Origin of the sequence: uncultured Maricaulis sp. (genome assembly GCF_905480005.1) — a bacterium.
Lineage (GTDB): Bacteria > Pseudomonadota > Alphaproteobacteria > Caulobacterales > Maricaulaceae > Maricaulis.
In genome coordinates this window covers 25,456-42,562 of sequence record NZ_CAJQOO010000042.1, presented here as the reverse complement: position 1 = coordinate 42,562, position 17,107 = coordinate 25,456, and the positions used below count along the sequence as shown (strand labels likewise).

The 17,107-nt window shown below is 63.1% G+C and carries 18 protein-coding genes; 8 read left to right on the top strand and 10 right to left on the bottom strand.

Going from position 1 to position 17,107, the window contains the following annotated elements:
- The first annotated feature begins 242 nt into the window (after positions 1-242).
- Both QZ266_RS05365 and QZ266_RS05360 read left to right on the top strand, forming a co-directional pair.
- Complete coding sequence (locus QZ266_RS05365) at positions 243-767, top strand: hypothetical protein (RefSeq protein ID WP_295692316.1); 525 nt, start codon at positions 243-245, stop codon at positions 765-767.
- A gap of 420 nt (positions 768-1,187) precedes the next feature.
- Positions 1,188-1,502 carry a hypothetical protein gene (locus QZ266_RS05360; protein WP_295692313.1) on the top strand — a complete coding sequence of 105 codons (315 nt, stop codon included), beginning with the start codon at positions 1,188-1,190 and terminating at the stop codon, positions 1,500-1,502.
- A gap of 4 nt (positions 1,503-1,506) precedes the next feature.
- On the opposite strand, the gene QZ266_RS05355 is transcribed toward QZ266_RS05360, so the two are convergent.
- From QZ266_RS05355 to QZ266_RS05340, 4 genes are all read right to left on the bottom strand, one after another.
- Positions 1,507-1,854, bottom strand: a complete 348-nt coding sequence (locus QZ266_RS05355) for an I78 family peptidase inhibitor (RefSeq protein ID WP_295692310.1) — start codon at positions 1,852-1,854, stop codon at positions 1,507-1,509.
- A 13-nt stretch (positions 1,855-1,867) separates the two neighbouring features.
- Complete coding sequence (locus QZ266_RS05350; RefSeq protein ID WP_295692308.1) at positions 1,868-2,203, bottom strand: I78 family peptidase inhibitor; 336 nt, start codon at positions 2,201-2,203, stop codon at positions 1,868-1,870.
- The gene (locus tag QZ266_RS05345; protein ID WP_295692305.1) at positions 2,200-2,652 is read right to left on the bottom strand and encodes a DNA polymerase III subunit chi; all 453 of its coding nucleotides are present in this window, start codon (positions 2,650-2,652) and stop codon (positions 2,200-2,202) included. The genes QZ266_RS05350 and QZ266_RS05345 overlap by 4 nt, the downstream gene beginning before the upstream one ends.
- Before the next feature lie 63 nt (positions 2,653-2,715).
- Entirely contained in the window at positions 2,716-4,200 is a 1,485-nt protein-coding gene (locus QZ266_RS05340; RefSeq protein ID WP_295692302.1) for a leucyl aminopeptidase, read from the bottom strand.
- 143 nt (positions 4,201-4,343) lie between these two features.
- Here QZ266_RS05340 and QZ266_RS05335 point away from each other — a divergent pair, with 143 nt between their 5' ends.
- The 6 genes from QZ266_RS05335 (at position 4,344) to rsmA (ending at position 12,062) form a co-directional block, all read left to right on the top strand.
- On the top strand, positions 4,344-5,465 hold the full coding sequence (locus QZ266_RS05335) for an LptF/LptG family permease (protein WP_295692298.1): 1,122 nt from the start codon (positions 4,344-4,346) through the stop codon (positions 5,463-5,465).
- Complete coding sequence (locus QZ266_RS05330) at positions 5,462-6,559, top strand: LptF/LptG family permease (protein WP_295692296.1); 1,098 nt, start codon at positions 5,462-5,464, stop codon at positions 6,557-6,559. The genes QZ266_RS05335 and QZ266_RS05330 overlap by 4 nt, the downstream gene beginning before the upstream one ends.
- 83 nt (positions 6,560-6,642) lie before the next feature.
- A complete protein-coding gene (locus QZ266_RS05325; protein ID WP_295692294.1) occupies positions 6,643-8,817 on the top strand; it encodes an LPS assembly protein LptD in 2,175 nt (724 codons plus the stop codon).
- Positions 8,818-8,905: 88 nt separating this feature from the next.
- The gene (locus QZ266_RS05320; protein ID WP_295692292.1) at positions 8,906-10,174 is read left to right on the top strand and encodes a peptidylprolyl isomerase; all 1,269 of its coding nucleotides are present in this window, start codon (positions 8,906-8,908) and stop codon (positions 10,172-10,174) included.
- Positions 10,174-11,196, top strand: coding sequence for a 4-hydroxythreonine-4-phosphate dehydrogenase PdxA (gene pdxA, locus QZ266_RS05315; protein ID WP_295692289.1), 1,023 nt, complete (start codon positions 10,174-10,176; stop codon positions 11,194-11,196). Before QZ266_RS05320 ends, pdxA begins: the two co-directional genes overlap by 1 nt.
- Positions 11,193-12,062, top strand: coding sequence for a 16S rRNA (adenine(1518)-N(6)/adenine(1519)-N(6))-dimethyltransferase RsmA (gene rsmA / locus QZ266_RS05310; protein ID WP_295692287.1), 870 nt, complete (start codon positions 11,193-11,195; stop codon positions 12,060-12,062). The genes pdxA and rsmA overlap by 4 nt, the downstream gene beginning before the upstream one ends.
- 12 nt (positions 12,063-12,074) lie before the next feature.
- Here rsmA and gmk read toward each other — a convergent pair whose 3' ends face one another.
- From gmk to fabG, 6 genes are all read right to left on the bottom strand, one after another.
- Positions 12,075-12,731: a guanylate kinase gene (gene gmk, locus QZ266_RS05305; protein WP_295692284.1), complete on the bottom strand. Its 657-nt coding sequence runs from the start codon at positions 12,729-12,731 to the stop codon at positions 12,075-12,077.
- Positions 12,721-13,602, bottom strand: coding sequence for a YicC/YloC family endoribonuclease (locus QZ266_RS05300; protein ID WP_295692281.1), 882 nt, complete (start codon positions 13,600-13,602; stop codon positions 12,721-12,723). Before QZ266_RS05300 ends, gmk begins: the two co-directional genes overlap by 11 nt.
- 1 nt (position 13,603) lies before the next feature.
- Entirely contained in the window at positions 13,604-14,650 is a 1,047-nt protein-coding gene (mltG, locus tag QZ266_RS05295; RefSeq protein ID WP_295692278.1) for an endolytic transglycosylase MltG, read from the bottom strand.
- 21 nt (positions 14,651-14,671) lie between these two features.
- A complete protein-coding gene (fabF, locus tag QZ266_RS05290) occupies positions 14,672-15,955 on the bottom strand; it encodes a beta-ketoacyl-ACP synthase II (protein ID WP_295692276.1) in 1,284 nt (427 codons plus the stop codon).
- Positions 15,956-15,964: 9 nt separating this feature from the next.
- Positions 15,965-16,201 carry an acyl carrier protein gene (locus QZ266_RS05285; protein WP_121212052.1) on the bottom strand — a complete coding sequence of 79 codons (237 nt, stop codon included), beginning with the start codon at positions 16,199-16,201 and terminating at the stop codon, positions 15,965-15,967.
- Between the two features lie 159 nt (positions 16,202-16,360).
- Positions 16,361-17,098 carry a 3-oxoacyl-[acyl-carrier-protein] reductase gene (fabG, locus tag QZ266_RS05280; RefSeq protein WP_295692273.1) on the bottom strand — a complete coding sequence of 246 codons (738 nt, stop codon included), beginning with the start codon at positions 17,096-17,098 and terminating at the stop codon, positions 16,361-16,363.
- Positions 17,099-17,107: the final 9 nt, after the last annotated feature.

Genomic DNA, 17,107 nt, shown 5'->3' with positions numbered 1-17,107 from the left:
GCCGCGCCCGGCCTCTACCAGAAAGACCCCAAGACCGCGACCGACCTCCAGATCAAGCGCGCCAAGGCGGTGGAGTTGCTGGACACGGCCGAAATGAGCTGGCTGGAAGCGGAAGAGAAGCTGGAAGCGGCGCAGGCGGGGGCGTAGGTGAACTTAGGAGATCGTTCTCGCCTGGAGCGGCGAACTAGATCGAGACTCCATTAGCGACCTATAATGATTCCAATGCAGACTTGGACTTGTTGATGCCATTCCTTTTCGCATTCTGGCTTGCCCTGACCGCAGATGAGCCAGCCCACCCAGCGTGGCTTTTCGGGCAACTCCGGCAGTCCTATTGGACGATCGCCCAGGACGTAGAGTGGGGAACCGACCGCTCCGACACTTTCGTTGTTCTCTGGACCGAGCTTGAGTTGCAGCTACTGGCAGACGCGAACGCCTCAAACCGTCCCGAACGAGATGCTGAACTCGCCATTATGGCCGGCGAGTTTGGATTCTTGATGGAAAGCGATCATGCCGGCTACACGCTTCCCGGATTGAGATGCGCGGATGTCACTGCAGTTTCCGACATCCCCAGGCGCGATAGCTTCGGATTATCAGACGTGGATTGGAGCGGTGACCTGGCCTCGCTGCAGCGGGCACACGCGCTTGAGCTGACCACATACGCCTCTCGCTACAATGCCAAGCTTGTCGCAGACGAAAGTCACCCTCTTTCCGGACAGTGCCAAGCGATCTCGGAAAGCGATCTCGCAAGCTCATTCGAACGAGGATAGGCCGCGTTCTAGTCCGCCATTCCGCACCCAAGCCCGCTTTCCCATCCCTGATGGATAGCCGTGCGCATGCCCGAACTGGCGACCTGCCTGACCAAAGGGCCTTCTAACGCAGCGCATTCAGCCAGGATGGCAATCATGCGATGTGTAGCACCCTGTCAGTTGCCCGACAAAACCTCAACCTTTCCAAACCCCTCCGCGCACCCGGTCGCGTTAACTAACCATTTGTACTTCTGCTCATATAATATGAGCTCCTTAGAACAAGGTGGATGGATCAATGAGATCCGCAGGCGCGCTGCCGGGCGTCATCTACCAGAAGGATGACTGGCCGGCGGTAGATAAGCTGGCTGATATGGCCAAGGCCGGACCGTCATGGTCCGGCGCTTTTCCTGCACGGGTGACAATCCGTGGCGGAGGCCTGTCATGAAGATCGATGCGGTTCCGTCGACGCGCCCGCTTCCGGCTCGCAAGACCGGCTCGCCCCCGTCACCAAAACAACCCGCCCCACATGCCGATGACAGCTTCCACAGTCCGGACGAGATCCGGGTGGATGTCGTTCTGCCGTCCGATCCGGATTCGCATGAGGCACCCGACCAGCCCGAAGCGCCGGACGGGGATTTGCTCAATCGTGAGGCTGCGCTCGCGACTGCGCATGAACTCGGCGCCTGGCTGGCTGTGCATACACGCTCATTGACCAGCCATCACGCGGCTCGCCTGCAGCATCTTTTCATCGCCTAGGCGATCAACCGCAGGCCAAGCTTTCGACCATGTCATTCTCATCCACGCGGATGGTCAGACGGTCCGGGCGATAATCCATCGTCACAACCGAATTGGGACCAACGACCCGATAATTCTCCGGCATCGCGGTGCGCGGTACGCTGACACGCGGCCGACCGACGAAATGCTGCACATCCTCCATGCCGCATGTCCCGGTGATCGGTGCGCGAACCTCGCCGCCATCCACATCCTCGGCCGCGCCCAGGGGCGGCAGGCCTCCGGCACCGCCAGGCTGGGGGCTCGGTTCAGGGCCTCGCGTGGTCAGCGCGCAACCCGCCACAAGACAGCTCAAAAGGATCACACGCATTTTCATGGCAATCACTCGTTTAACCGCACCAGGGCCGCAGGATGACACCGGCTTCGGAGAGGTCAAGATTGAGCCGCTCGCGGCGATAATCGCGGGTCACGGCAGTGTCGGGATAGATCAGGCGAATATTGCCGTGAAGACTATCCAGGTCGACTTCGTCGACCGACTGGCCAACGAGGTAGTTCATCGCATTGGCACCGCAAAAAGCGTCCGGGTCGGTGGGCTCGGGGCTGTCGGCCTCGTCGGAGAAAACCGGCTCCGGCATCATCGTCTCGCCACCATCGATCGGATGGCCGCCCGTGCTACAGGCCGCAACCGAGAGGCCTGCCAGTGCGATCAGCAGATAACGTGTCATGCCTTCTTCTCCCATCGACCTTCCGGCGATTGTCGCCAGTAGGATACGCTACAGCCCTGCGCCGAGGACGTCTTCCACAGCGCGCGGGCATCGGTCACCGCCATCTCGTCCTGCCCGTCAAACATGACGATCATGCGTTCGAAGGATGACGGTTTTTCGGGTTCGGCGCCATCCAGCAGGAAGAGGCACTGAGCCTGGTTGGGATTGGCCTCGTCCTCGGCAATCAGGACCGGCTGGCGCTCGGCATCGCCAGCCTCGACCTGGCCATGTGGCAGGAAACTGTCGGGGCGCCAGGTCCATAACAGCTGGTCGAGCGCTTCGCGGCGCTTGGCGTCGGGCGAGCGGACCAGGGCACGCCATCCGCGCGCCAGGGTCTTTTCCAGCAATTCCGGCAGGACCTCGTCCAGCGAGGATCGCTCGAGATGGTAGAACCAGAGATCGCCGCTCATGCGCTCACCTGTCGCCTGACACGAAAAGGGCGGCCGTTCGGGCCGCCCTCGTCACCTAAGGGCCTAGCCCTCGTAATTGTCACGGACAAAGCGGTCCAGGATACGCACACCCCAGCCCGTGCCCCAGCTCGGCTGGCGCGGATCGTCCTTGCCACCCATTCCGCCCATGGCCGTACCGGCGATATCGATGTGACACCACGGCTTGTCATTGACGAAGCATTTGAGGAATTCCGCGGCCGAAATCGACCCGGCCAGGCGACCTTCGCCAACATTCTTGATGTCGGCATTCTTCGTCTCGATATGCTTTTCATAGTCCGGGCCCAGCGGCATCCGCCAGACCGGCTCGTCCGAGGAATCACCCGCCGAAGACAGCTGGGCCGCGATATCGTCCGAGTTCGTGAAAATGCCGGCGCGGGTATTGCCGAGGCCGATCAGGATCGCACCGGTCAGCGTCGCCAGGTCGATGATCAACTTGGGATCAAAGCGCTCCTGGCTGTACCAGAGCACGTCGGCCAGCACGAGGCGGCCTTCGGCATCAGTGTTGAGGATTTCGATCGTGGTGCCGGACATCGCCGTGACGATGTCGCCCGGACGCTGGGCATTGCCGTCCGGCATGTTCTCGACCAGGCCGACAATACCGATCGCATTGACCTTGGCCTTGCGGCCGGAAAGGGCGCGCATCAGGCCGACAACCGCCGCGGAACCGCCCATGTCACCGCGCATCTCGTCCATGCCGGCACCCGGCTTGAGCGAGATACCGCCACTGTCAAAGGTCAGGCCCTTTCCGACGAAAAGGAGCGGTTTTTCACCTTCCGGTCCGCCATTCCACTTCATGATGGCGATCTTGCTCTCGAACTCCGAGGCCTGACCGACACCGAGAAGCGCGCCCATGCCCAGCTCGGTCATCTGGACCTCGTCGAGGATCTCGATCTCCAGGCCATGCTCGGCCATGCCCTCGATCTTCTTGGCGTAGGTTTCCGGGTTCAGGATATTCGGCGGCAGATTGGTAACTTCGCGGGCCAGGTCGACGCCGTCGGCCACCGCACCCCAGGCCTGCCAGGCAGCCTTGGCGCCATCGACATCATTGACGGCGATTGTCAGCTCGGTCAGGGACGGCTTCTGCTCGGCCTTCAGCTTGGTGCGGAACTGGTCATAGCGGTAGGAAGCCAGACGTGCGCCGAGGCCCGAGCGCGCAGCGCCCTCACCATCTGTCTCGCCATCGAACTGGATCGACAGGGTCGTCTCACCGCTCAACAAGAGCTTTGCAACCACGGCCGCAGCTGCCTTTTCCAGGGTCGAACCGGTACGCTTGTCCTTGGCACCGAGCCCAAAGAGGACAACGCGACTGGCTTCGCTGCCGGCCGGCGCGATGATGTCCAGCGTCTGGGACGGCTTGCCGCTAAAGCGCGAGCCTGCGATGGCGCGCTTGATTGCGCCATTCGAGGCCGTATCGAGCGCCGCAGCGGCCGGCGACAGGGCGGCGTCAGCATACACCGGCACGGCGATCGCGCCGGCGGTGTTCGGAGCGGCAGCGAATTCGATTTTCATGGTCTTCCCTCTCATCCAGTCACATGGGGTAGCAGTCCGGCGGTCCACAAATGCGCACCCGGTGCCAAAAAACTTGTGTTGCGGAAGTGGTATCCGATCACGACGTGAGATAGAAGGCTGAACGCGCAGCACAGCCCGGCTCCATGATTCTCGTTCAGCGGTACTTCTTCAATCAGTTACTCTGGCCGTTCATGACGGCGACAGCCGCCTTTGCCGGCCTGGCTTTGCTGACGCAGAGCCTGTCGAATGTTGACCTGGTTTCGGGGTATTCCGAGACCGCTCTGACCTTCATCAAGGTCACGGCGCTGGCCCTGCCCCATCTCACCGCCCTTCTGGTCCCGATTGCGCTTTTTGTTGCCGTATTGTCCGGGCTCAACCGCCTGACAAGCGACAGTGAGACCGTCATCGCTTCGGCTGCCGGTGTGAGCCGTTTCGGCCTGCTCTCCCCCGTGATGCGCCTGGGCGTCTATGTCGTGCTGGCCAATCTCCTGGTGAATTTGCTCGTGCAGCCGGTCGCCTACCGCGAAATGCGGCGCTCGCTTCACGACCTTCGCTCGGACGTCGCTGCGAGCCTCGTCACGCCAGGCGCCTTTTCCCAGCTCGGCCAGGGCGTCACGATCTATGCGCGCGAGCGTGGCCGGGACGGGCGCATGCAGGACATCATGATCCATGACAGCCGCGGCCAGGACGACGCCTCGACCTATTCGGCCCGTGAAGGCGTGGTCGTACGGTCGGGCGACCGGTCGGCCATGGTGCTGATTGACGGCAACCTCCAGCAGATTGATTCGGCCGGCGAGCTCTATTACGCGAATTTTGATCGCTATGAGTTCGACCTCGGAGAATTCGTCGGCCCCGCCGATGCGATGTTCTTCAAGGAATCCGACCGTTTCCTGCATGAACTCCTCTGGCCTTCCGCCGCCGAAATTGCGCGAACCAATGGTCCCGAACGCGCCTGGGCCGAGGCGCATTACCGCCTGTCTGCACCGCTCTATAATCTGGCTTTTGCGCTGATAGCGGCCGCGGCCTTCCTCGCCGGTGACCATTCGCGCATGGGCTATGGGCGCCGCGTGATGGTGGCTGTGGCAGCGGGTCTCACCCTTCGCCTCGCCGGCTTCGCCATGCAGTCGGCGAGCGCCGATGATGCCGCCATGAATATCGCGCAATACCTGGTCCCGATCATCGGCATGATCGCCGCCATCGCCGTCATTTACTGGCCGGCACGATCCCGCCCCAAACGACTCGAGCTCCGGGAGGCCGGCACATGATGGGGGGCCGCCTCAACCGCTATATGGCGAGCCAGACGGCCGGCGGGCTGACGCTGGCCTTCCTGACGATCGCCACCGTGATCATCCTGGTCGATTTCGTGGAACAATCGCGGGCAGTCGGGACGCGGGTTGATGTATCCACGCTTGACCTGCTCGGTCTCACCCTGCTGCGGGCACCGTCTCTGCTGGAAAGCACCCTGCCCTTCGTCTTCCTGTTCGGCACACTGACCTCGCTCTTCCGTCTCAATCGGTCCTCCGAGCTGATCGTGATGCGTGCTTCCGGCGTGTCCGCCTGGCGCATTCTGACCGCGCCCATGGTGCTGGCTGTGACAGTCGGCATTATCGGCGCAGCCGGGCTCAACCCGCTCGCCGCCAATCTCAATGCCGAGTTTGAAGCGCGCCGGGACAATCTGATGAATGTGCGACGCGTCGAGGGCGCGGAACAGCCGGTCTGGCTGCGCGAAACCAATATTGACGGATTCACCGTGATTGCGGCCAACCAGCTCGAGGAACAGCGCCAGGTCCTGCAGGACCCGATTTTCTTCCAGTTCGCGGTCGGTGCCGACGGCACGCCTCGTCTGGAACGCCGGATTGACGCCGCCACCGCCGAATTGCGCGCCGGGTTCTGGGAAGTGACCGGAGCCGTCGAGCGCACACCCACGCCATCACGCCTCGATCTGGGCACGATCACCATGCCGACCTCGATCAATCGTCAAGCCCTGTTCGAACGCGCGCGTTCAGCCGAGGGGGTAGCCTTCTGGGACCTGCCGCGCCTGATCAGCTCGGCCCGCGAGGCCGGCCTTGCCACCCAGCGCTATGAATTGCGGCTGCACGGATTGCTGGCCCTGCCACTGACCCTCCTGGCCGCGACCCTGATCGCGGCGGCGGCGACCTTGCGCCTGCACCGCCTGGGCGGTGCGGCTGCCTTTGCGATGGCCGGCGGAATCGCCGGTTTCGTGATGTTCTTCTTCCAGGAGATGCTGAGTTCGTTCGGCGTCTCCGGGGCGCTGCCGCCAGCCACGGCAGCCTGGTCTGCGCCAGCGCTCACCGCGCTGCTCGCCCTGATCTATATTGCCTCTACCGAAGACGGTTGATGGCGTGGACGCCGCCGCCGGCTTCGGCTAGTCATGAGTGCAACGCGCCTGCGGGGGCCGGTAAACGAGAGGGAGTGACGCGCATGGCGTCGCAGTTTCGCCGCTTAGCGGCAGTGTTGCTGAGTACATCGGCACTCGCCTTGACGGCACCGGCTCTGGGACAGGAGACCGCGAGCGAAGAGGCCCCGATCTATCTGGAAGCCGACCAGGTCGAGGATATCGCTGGCGGGACCGGTTATATTGCCCGCGGCAATGTCCGGGTCCGTCAGGAGCCCCGCACCCTGCTCGCCGACGAGATCGAGTATCACCCGGACGAGAACCGTGTCGTGGCGCGCGGGCATGTCATCATTCTTGGCCAGGGCCCCTTCCCGCAATATGCCGACGAGGTCGAGCTCGACAGTCAGCTGGCCTCCGGCGTGGCGCTGGGTTTTGCCAGCATGCTCGAGAATAATGGCCGGGTCGCCGCCGGCGCCGCAATCCGGCGCGAGAACGGGTCACTTCATCTGGAAGATGCCTATTACACGGCCTGTGAGCTCTGCGAGGATGGCGAGGGAGAGCCGACCTGGCGATTGCGCGCCCGTGAGGTGGTCCAGGATGCCGATGACCAGATGATCTACTACCGCGATGCGCGGCTGGAGATTGGTGGTGTTCCGGTTCTTTATGCCCCGGTCTTCGCCCATGCGGATCCGTCTTCCGAACGCCGGTCTGGCTTCCTTTTCCCCAAGGTGGGCGTTTCATCCCGATTGGGCTTCATCTATCAACAGCCCTATTACTGGACGATATCGCCTTCGCAGGATGCGGTCATCGCCCCTCGTATCATGGGCAACGTTAATCCGCTGGTTTACGGCGAGTACCGCAAGCGTTTCTGGTCCGGTTTCATGGAGCTGGAAGGCAGCTACACCCGCGAATTCGATATCGACAGCGACGGCGAACGCTTCGGCGAGGAGACGGACCGGTGGCACATCTTCGGCGGTGGCGAGTGGTCGATCACCCCGGACTGGCGTTGGGGCTTTGGTGTCCAGCGGACCTCCGACAATCTCCATTTGCGACGTTATGATTTCAGCGAGGAAGACAAGGACCGCGGAGCGCCAATAGCGCCACAGCGCCGCCAATTAGTCAGTCAATTATACATCGACGGTAGGACTCAACATTCGTCCGGCCTTTTCGCGATCGCTAACTTTCAAACGCTCGCGACCGACGCCGACGACGATACCGTGCCGGCGATAGCCCCGATCGCGCACTATTCGCGAGTCTTCACTGGCCCAGAGGGCTGGGGCCGGGTCGAAACGAGTTTCGACGCAGCAAGCCTTAGGCGAGACATCGGTTTCGATTATGATCGGGCATCGGCGAGCGTCGACTGGCGCACGCGCTGGACGTTGCCGGCCGGGATCCTCATCTCGCCCTTTGCGCAAGCCCGGAGCGACGCTTACAGGTTCGAAGACGAATTGGCCGGCACCTCGGACACGGTTTATCGTTCGCTTGGCCTCGCCGGCACCGACATAAGCTGGCCCTTCTTCCGGTCTGGCGAAACGGTCGACATGATCGTTGAACCGGTGATTTCCTATGTGTCCGCCTCCGATGATGAAGAGGCAGCGCGGATTATCAATGAGGACAGCCTGTCGGTCGACCTCGACGAAGGCATGCTTTTCCAGCCCGTACGGGCGCCGGGATTCGATATCTGGGAAGATGGCCAACGCCTTAGCTACGGGATTCGAGCCACGGCCTTCTGGGGCCGCTCCGGACAGGCTCGCCTCTTCCTGGGTCAAAGCGAACGCCTCGACGGTTCAGCGGTCTACAACGCGTCGAGTGGACTGCTTGCGGACCAATCTGACTACGTCGTTGCCGGCTCCATTGAGATCGCAGGTTTTGACGCTGAAATATCGGCACGGATCGACCCTGAAAGCCGCGACACAAACCGGCTCGACGTCGCGCTTGGCTATTCTGGAGACCGTTTCTCCGCAGACCTTCGTTATCTGGATATCAGCGATGCCAATGTCACACGCGGAGCCCAGCGCGAACTATCCGGGGATTTCGAGATGGATCTCACCGGACACTGGAGCGCTATTGGCCGTGTTCAGCGAGACTTGGACCGCGAAATCACGCGGCGCCAGGAAATCGGCATACGCTTCGAGGACGACTGCTCCCAGTTTGATATTGTGTATCAACGCGAGGATCTTGGTATCCGTGACCTAGGCCCCTCCGAGTCCATCCAGTTCCGTGTTACGCTCTTCACACTGGGAAGTGTGTCGCCTGAATAAAAAGCCGCCAGCCAAGTTACGGTGTCCGGCGATTGCGCCGGGGCCGAGTTTGGGTAATGTTCCGCGCCGAACCGATATGCGAATGCTGATGACCTGCGCCAAAAGAATTGTCTTTTCCCTGCTTGCCTGTGCCCTGACACTGGGTACCGCCTCGGCGTACGCCCAGACCACCGAAGGCGTGGCCGCCCTGGTCAATGACCAGCCGATCACAACCGTTGATGTGCGCAATCGCATGCGCCTCATCATCGCCTCGACCGGCATGTCCCAGATCGATGAGGGCACGCTGGTGCGGATCCAGGACCAGGCCATGCGCGGCCTGATCGACGAGCATCTGCAGCTGCAGGCGGCCGCGGAATACGAGATCGAGGTCTCGGACGAAGAGATCGCCAACTCGCTGCTCGACCTGGCTGACCGCAACAGCACCACGGTCGATGTCATCGTTCAGGACCTGCGGGATTCCGGCGTTGATGTGTCGACACTTCGCCATCAGCTGGAAGCGGAAATCGCCTGGCAGATCATCGTCAATGGCCGCTATGGCTCGCGCATCCGGATTTCCGAGCAGCAGATCGAACTCGCCCTCGAGCGTCTCGCTGCCAGCGCCTCGCAGCCGCAATATCGCATTTTCGAAATGCTGTTCGAAGTGACAGCGGCCGGCCAGGAAGAACAGACCGTCCAGCGTGTCATCACCGTGATGAACCAGCTGCAGCAGGGTGCGACCTTCCCTGAGTTGGCCCGCCAGTTCTCCGACGCACCATCCGCGGCCAATGGCGGCGATATCGGCTGGATCACGGCCTCCGAGCTTCAGCCGGAAGTCTCGGCCATCATGCCGCAAATGCGTCAGCAATATCAGCAGAGTGGTGGCCGCGGCGCCCTGTCGAACCCGATCGAGGTTCCCGGTGGTTTCATGGTCATTGCCCTCGTCGGTGCCCGCGACGGCACGACCACGCTGCAATATGACCTGGTCCAGATCACGGTCCCGACCAGCGCCATCACCGACACAACCCGCCCGGATTTCGAACGCGAACTGGCCGCCAACCCGACTTGCGTGCAAGCGGAAGCACTGGCCGGCCGGATCAGTGGCGCAATCTACACCCCGCTCGGCAGCATTTCCGCCGATGCGGTCCTGCCAGCCATTCGCGATGCGCTGCAGCCGCTGGATGAGGGCGAGAATACCGGCGTCCTGCAATCCGGAGTCGGCCTGCAAGCCCTGATCGTCTGCGACCGCGCCATCGCCGGTCCCGGCGTTCCGACGCGGGATGACCTGGAAGGTCAGCTGCGTGGCCAGCAATTATCATTGCTCTCGCGCCGCTGGCTGCGGGACCTGCGCCGGGACTCCACGGTCGAGATCCGCAACTGATGAGCCACCCATCACCCGTCGTCATGTCGATGGGTGATCCGGCTGGTATCGGCCCCGAGATCATCCTCAAGGCATGGAATACATGGCGCGATCGCGCGGGCGCTCCGCCAGTGCTGGCGCTCGGCGATACAGCGCTCTTTGAGGCGACGGCCCGCGCCTTGGACATGCCGGAACCGATCAAGGTCGCAGCCCCTGCAGACGCCGCCCATGCCCAGTCCAGCGGACTTCCCGTCTTCGATGTCGGCCCCGGTCTCGACGCTCCGGCCATCCCCGGTCAGCCGGACCCCGCCAATGCCGCCTCTATCAAGGCTGCGATCGAGGCCGGCGTAGGTCTTTGCCTGGACGGTCAGGCGCGCGCCCTGGTCACCGCCCCTATCGCCAAGTCAGTAATGTATGACGCCGGCTTCAGCTTTCCCGGCCATACCGAGTTTCTCGCCGAACTGTGCGCAGAACAGCCCATGGACCTGCCACGCGGTCCGGCCATGATGCTGGCCGGCGGCGGGTTGCGGGTTGTGCTCGTCACCATCCACGAGCCGCTGGCCCGTGCCATCTCCCTGATCACACCGGACCGCGTGGAAGCCATTGCCCGCCTCACCCATTCTGCCCTGCAGCGCGATTTTGGCATTGCACGGCCGCGTCTGGCTCTGGCTGGCCTCAATCCGCACGCCGGCGAAGACGGCGCTCTGGGCAATGAAGAGCGCGACATGCTCAACCCGCTGGCCGAGCGGCTGCGCGGTGACGGGCTCGCCATCACAGACGCCCTGCCACCCGACACGTTGTTCCATGCCGAGGCCCGCGCGGGCTATGATGCCGCTATCTGCCTCTATCATGATCAGGGCCTGATCCCGGTGAAGACACTCGATTTCCACGGCGGCGTGAACATCACGCTTGGCCTGCCCATCGTGCGCACCTCGCCCGATCATGGCACGGCTTTCAACATCGCCGGGCGCGGCGAGGCCCGGCCGGACAGCCTTCTGGCTGCCCTCGAACAGGCCTGCGCCATTGCCGAGTGCCGCCAATGACGCTCGAAGACCTGCCTCCCCTGCGTGATGTCATCACCAGCCATGAGCTCGGCGCCAAGAAGGCCTTCGGGCAGCACTTTCTCCTCGACCTCAATCTGACGGCTAAGATTGCCCGCCTGGCTGGCGATATGAGCCAGGACCAGGCGATAGAGGTCGGCCCCGGCCCGGGCGGTCTGACGCGCGCCATCCTGTCGGAAGGCGCGGCATCCCTTCTGGCCGTCGAGAAGGATGGCCGCTTTCTTGACGCCCTGTCCGAGATCAATTCGGCGTCAGGTGGGCGCCTGACCGTTGAACAGGCCGACGCTTTGGACGTCAACGAAGCCTCCCTGCTGACCGGCCCGGGGGACAAGGTCATCCTGTCCAATCTGCCTTATAATGTGGGCACGCAATTGCTGATCAAATGGCTGCAGGCCGAGCCAATCTGGTGGCGGCGGGCTGTGTTGATGTTCCAGCGCGAAGTCGCGGATCGGGTCGTCGCCCGGCCCGGTGACAAGGCTTATGGCCGTCTCGCCGTGATTGCCCAGTCACGTTGCAGCGCGCACCTGGCCCTCAAGATTCCGGCCCGTGCCTTCACGCCGCCGCCCAAGGTGGAATCGGCGGTTGTGGTGCTCGACCCCTTGCCGGAAGCGCAGCAGTTCAAGGACGTGATCGCTCTGGAGCGGATCACCGCTTCGGCTTTTGGCCAGCGTCGCAAGACCTTGCGTCGGAGCCTCGCCCAGGCTGCAGGCCAGGCGTCGACCAGCGCCGATGCGCTGCTTGAAACCGCCGGCATCGATCCCGGCGCACGCGCAGAAGTGATTGATATTGCTGGATTCCAGACGCTCGCCACGGCCTGGCGGAGTGCGTATCAGACAGACAGATCCTGAGCCCGGCGGGGCCTATTGGTCCATGATGGCGTCGACGAATTCTTCCAGCCAGGGATGCCTCTGGCGCTTGAGGCGTTCGGCGTGCAGGATCTCGTTCAGCTTCTCCAGTGCCCGCGCGAAGTCATCATTGACGATGACATAGTCGTACTCATGCCAGTGCGAAATCTCGTCCTTGGACCGCGCCATGCGGTCCTTGATGATATCCGGAGTGTCCTGCCCGCGCTTGCGCAGACGGTCCTCCAGCAGCGCCAGTGAGGGCGGCAGGATGAAGACACGCACCGCATCCTCCGGTGCCGCAGCGGCAAGCGCCTGGGCGCCTTGCCAGTCGATATCGAAAACAACGTCACGACCGTCTTCGACCGCTTCCATCACCGGGGTCTTGGGGGTGCCGTAATAGCGACCAAAGACCTCGGCCCATTCGAAGAATTCGTCTTCCTCGATCTTGGCCTTGAATTCCTCGACCGAGATGAAGTGGTAGTCCTGGCCGTCGACCTCGCCCGGACGAGGCTTGCGCGTGGTCGCGGAGACGGAGAGGACGACGTCCGGATTCTGGCTCAGCAGGCGCTTGGACAGCGTTGTCTTGCCGGCCCCGGACGGGCTGGACAGGGCGAGAAGAACACCGCGGCGACGGCCACGAAAGATAGGCGCGTTATAGCCGTCACTCGACATTCTGTATTTGCTCCCTGAACTGGTCGACCGTGTTCTTGAGCGAAAGCCCGATCGCGGTCAGCGAAGAATCGGCGGACTTCGAGCATAATGTGTTCGCCTCGCGATTAAACTCCTGTGACAGGAAGTCGAGCTTGCGGCCAACAGGCGAGCCTTGGGCGAGCAGGTCACGGGCGGACGCGATATGCGCGTCGAGGCGGTCGAGTTCCTCACGGACATCGAGCTTCACGGCGATGGCCGCGGCCTCGGTCGCAAGGCGGTCGGCATCAAGCCCCTGGGGTAGAAGTTCGGCGAATTTTGCAGCCACGCGGTCACGAATCGACTCGGTCCGGGTCGCGGCGTGGGCCGTGGCCTCGCCGGTCAGGCGCATGATCTCGTCCATATGACCGGACAGGACCGCGGTCAAAGCCCTGCCCTCCTCGCGCCGCGCGGCGGTCAAGGCATCAAGTGCCGCGCCAAGACTGTCGAGCAACGCCGTGTCGAGCGCCTTGCTGTCGTCAGCATTATCCGCCTGCTCACTATCGATCATGCCTGGCAGGGCGAGCAAACCATCAAGCGATGGCCGCGTGACCTCACTGCTGTCCAGAAGCGGGGCGGCCTGATCGAGCAGGCTGCGCAAGCGCACCATATCGATCCGCGCGCCTCCCGCTTCAGTCTCACGGCGCAGATTGAGCGTGGCATTGACATTGCCGCGGGCGAAACGGGCCTTGGCCAGCTCGCGGGCCTTCACTTCGAGACGCTCGAAGCCGGTCGGCAGACGGAAGCGCGCCTCCAGCCCCTTGCCATTGACGCTGCGGGCTTCCCAGGTCCAGCACCAGCCCGGCGCCTGGCCGTCGGTGCGCGCGAACCCGGTCATGCCCGACAGGACGCCCATCTCAATTGCCCCCATTGCGCCGCTGGCGCTCGATCCGGCGCCAGATGGCAACATTGCGCTGGTGCTCGGCATAGGTGTCGGCAAAGGCATGCCCGCCTGACCCGTCAGCGACAAAGAAGAGCGCGCTGCCCTCGGCCGGGTTCAGGACTGCGGCGATCGATTCCGAGCCGGGATTGGCGATCGGCGTCGGTGGCAGACGCGGGATTTGATAGGTGTTCCAGGCATTCTCGGCATTGTCGATTTCCGAGCGGCGCAGACCCCGCCCAAGCGGCTCGCCCTGTGAGATCCCGTAGATAATGGTCGGATCGCTCTCCAGGCGCATGCCGCGGCGCAGGCGATTGACGAAGACGGACGCCACTTCCGGACGCTCCGAACCGACGCCCGTTTCCTTCTCGACCACGGAAGCGAGAATGATGGCCTCTTCGCGTGTCTCGACGGGCAAGTTTTCGGCGCGGCCTTCCCAGAGCGCATCGAGCAGCGCATCCTGGGCGTCAGCCATGCGGTCGAGCACGTCCTGGCGCGACGTGCCACGCGTGACGAGATAGGTCTCCGGCAGCAGCGTGCCTTCGGCCGGAATGGACGTGATCTCTCCGGTCAGGACCTCCACCGCGTTCAGCGTGTCGACGATCATGGCGCTGGTCAGGCCCTCGGCGAGGGTGACCGGATACTGCACGGTCTGTCCAACCCGCAATTGCTCATAGATCTGCGCCATGGAAGCGCCGGCGGGGATGCTGTACTCGCCGGCCCGCAAGACCCCCTCGCCGCCATCCAGTGTGACGGCCGCGCGGAAGATCCGGCGATCCGAGATCAGCCCTTCCCTTTCGAGCTGACCGGCGATCGAGATCAGGCCGGCACCGCGCGGCAGGAGGATAACCGTGTCTTCGGCAGCCGGGCCGGGCGCGGCGAACTCGGCCTGCATCCACTTATAGCCCCCATAGACTGTCCCGGCGGCGGCAAGGGCCAGCACAAACAGGACGACGACAAGCCAGAGAAGGATGCGAAGCAGGCCGGATTTGGCCTTGGGCGCGGGTGCAGGCGCGTCGCTCATGATGGAATCCCCGAATACGCGTTACTCAGCCGCGACAAATACCACGGAGGCATTGGTGCCGCCGAATCCGAATGAGTTCGACAACGCTGCCTTGACCGGACGAGTCACGGCCTCGCGGGCGGCAAGGTCGAGCGCAGTGTCCACGGACGGATTGTCGAGATTGAGGGTCGGCGGGCATTTCCCGTCGCGAATCGCGAGAATGGAGAAAATCGCTTCGACCGCGCCGGCCGCCCCCAGAAGGTGGCCGATTGCCGATTTCGTGGATGACATGACAGTGCCGCTGGCTGCATCGCCGAACAGGCGTTCCACGGCGCGCAATTCGATTTCGTCACCCAGCGGGGTCGAGGTGCCGTGCGCGTTGACATAGTCGATATCGGCAGGCGTCAGGCCGGCATCCTTGAGCGCGGCCGACATGGAACGGAAACCGCCATCACCATCCTCGGCCGGAGCCGTGATGTGATAGGCGTCGCCCGACAGGCCATAGCCCTTGACCTCCGCATAGATGGTCGCGCCGCGTGCCTTCGCGTGTTCATACTCTTCCAGAACGACCACGCCCGCGCCTTCGCCCATGACGAAGCCGTCACGGTCCTTGTCATAGGGACGCGAGGCGCGCTCCGGCGTGTCATTGAAACCTGTGGATAACGCCTTGCAGGCGATGAAGGCGGCAACACCGAGACGGCAGACCGTGGCTTCGGCACCGCCGGCGACCATCAGATCCGCATCACCGCGCGAGACCAGGCGCGCCGCATCGCCAATGGCGTGCGCCCCGGTCGAACAGGCCGTCACCACGGCGTGATTGGGGCCCTTCAGGCCGTGCTTGATCGAGACCTGGCCAGAGGCGAGATTGATCAGCATGCCCGGAATGACAAAGGGAGAAAGGCGCCGTGGCCCCTTCTCGTGCAACAGGACCGAGGCCTCATAGGTGGTCTCAAGACCGCCTATGCCCGACCCGATCATGACGCCGGCCCGATACTTGTCCTCTTCGGACTTCGGGACCCAGCCGGAATCGGCAATGGCCTCGTCGGCCGCCGCGATCCCGTAGAGGATGAAGTCATCCACCCGGCGCTGATCGCGCGCGCTCATGACGGTGTCGGGGTCAAAGACCCCGGCCTCGCCTGCGCGCCCGCCGCCACGACCGTCCTTGCGCGGAACCAGCCCTGCCACACGGCAAGCCAGATCCTCCGTTTCGAAATGCTCGATAGACCCCAGACCGGACTGACCGGCGAGAAGACGTTCCCAGACGACTTCCCGCCCGCAGCCCAGCGGCGTGACGAGCCCGATACCGGTGACGACGACGCGGCGCATGAGGGGGTGTTAGCCCACCTTCTCGGAGATGAACTTCACGGCATCACCGACCGTCTGGATGTGCTCAGCAGCGTCATCCGGAATTTCGATGTCGAATTCTTCTTCGAACGCCATAACGAGTTCGACATTATCCAGGGAGTCGGCGCCCAGATCGTCGATGAAGCTGGCTTTGTCGGTGACCTTTTCGGCCTCGACATCAAGATGCTCAATGACAATTTTGGTAACGCGCTCGAGAACGTCAGACATTTCAGACCCTCATAGTGATTCACCGCGCCATAATAGCGGTGCAGGACAGGACGGGAAGCGGCGAAACAGTGGGCCATTCCCGGGATGCGCGGGCAGTTAGCATGTTTCCCCCGGCAAGACCAGAATGGGAAACCACACCCGCAGGTTCAAGTTCGACAGTTAAATCATCGCCATGCCGCCATTCACATGCAGCGTCTGGCCGGTGACGTAACCGGCTTCTGCACTGGCAAGATAAACAACAGCATTGGCAATATCATCGCCCGAGCCCAGGTCACCGGCCGGAATTTTGGCCAGGATGGTCGCGCGTTGATCTTCATTGAGCACATCGGTCATCGGCGAGGCGATGAAGCCGGGTGCCACACAATTCACGGTGACGCCGCGTGCGGCGACTTCCTGGGCCAGCGACTTGGAGAAGCCGATCATGCCAGCCTTGGAGGCGCAGTAATTGGTCTGGCCCGGATTGCCGGTCACGCCAACCACCGAGGTGATGCCGACAATGCGGCCCCACCGTGCCTTCATCATGCCGCGCAGGGCGGCACGGGTGAGACGGAAATAGCTTTCCAGATTGACCTTGATGACCGTGTCCCAGTCCTCATCCTTCATGCGCATGAGAAGCTGATCCTTGGTGATGCCGGCATTGGCGACCAGGATATCCATCGACCCCATCGCTTCCACCGCCTGCTTCGGCAGGGCATCGACAGCCGCCGCATCGGACAGGTTGCAGGGCAGGACATGGGCGCGCTCGCCCAGATCATCGGCCAGCTCCTGAAGCACGTTTTCACGCGTGCCGGACAGCGCCACCGTCGCGCCCTGGGCATGCAGCTTGCGCGCAATCGCATTGCCCAGCCCACCGGTCGCTCCGGTCACGAGGGCATTCTTGCCAGTCAGATCGAACATTCGATTTCC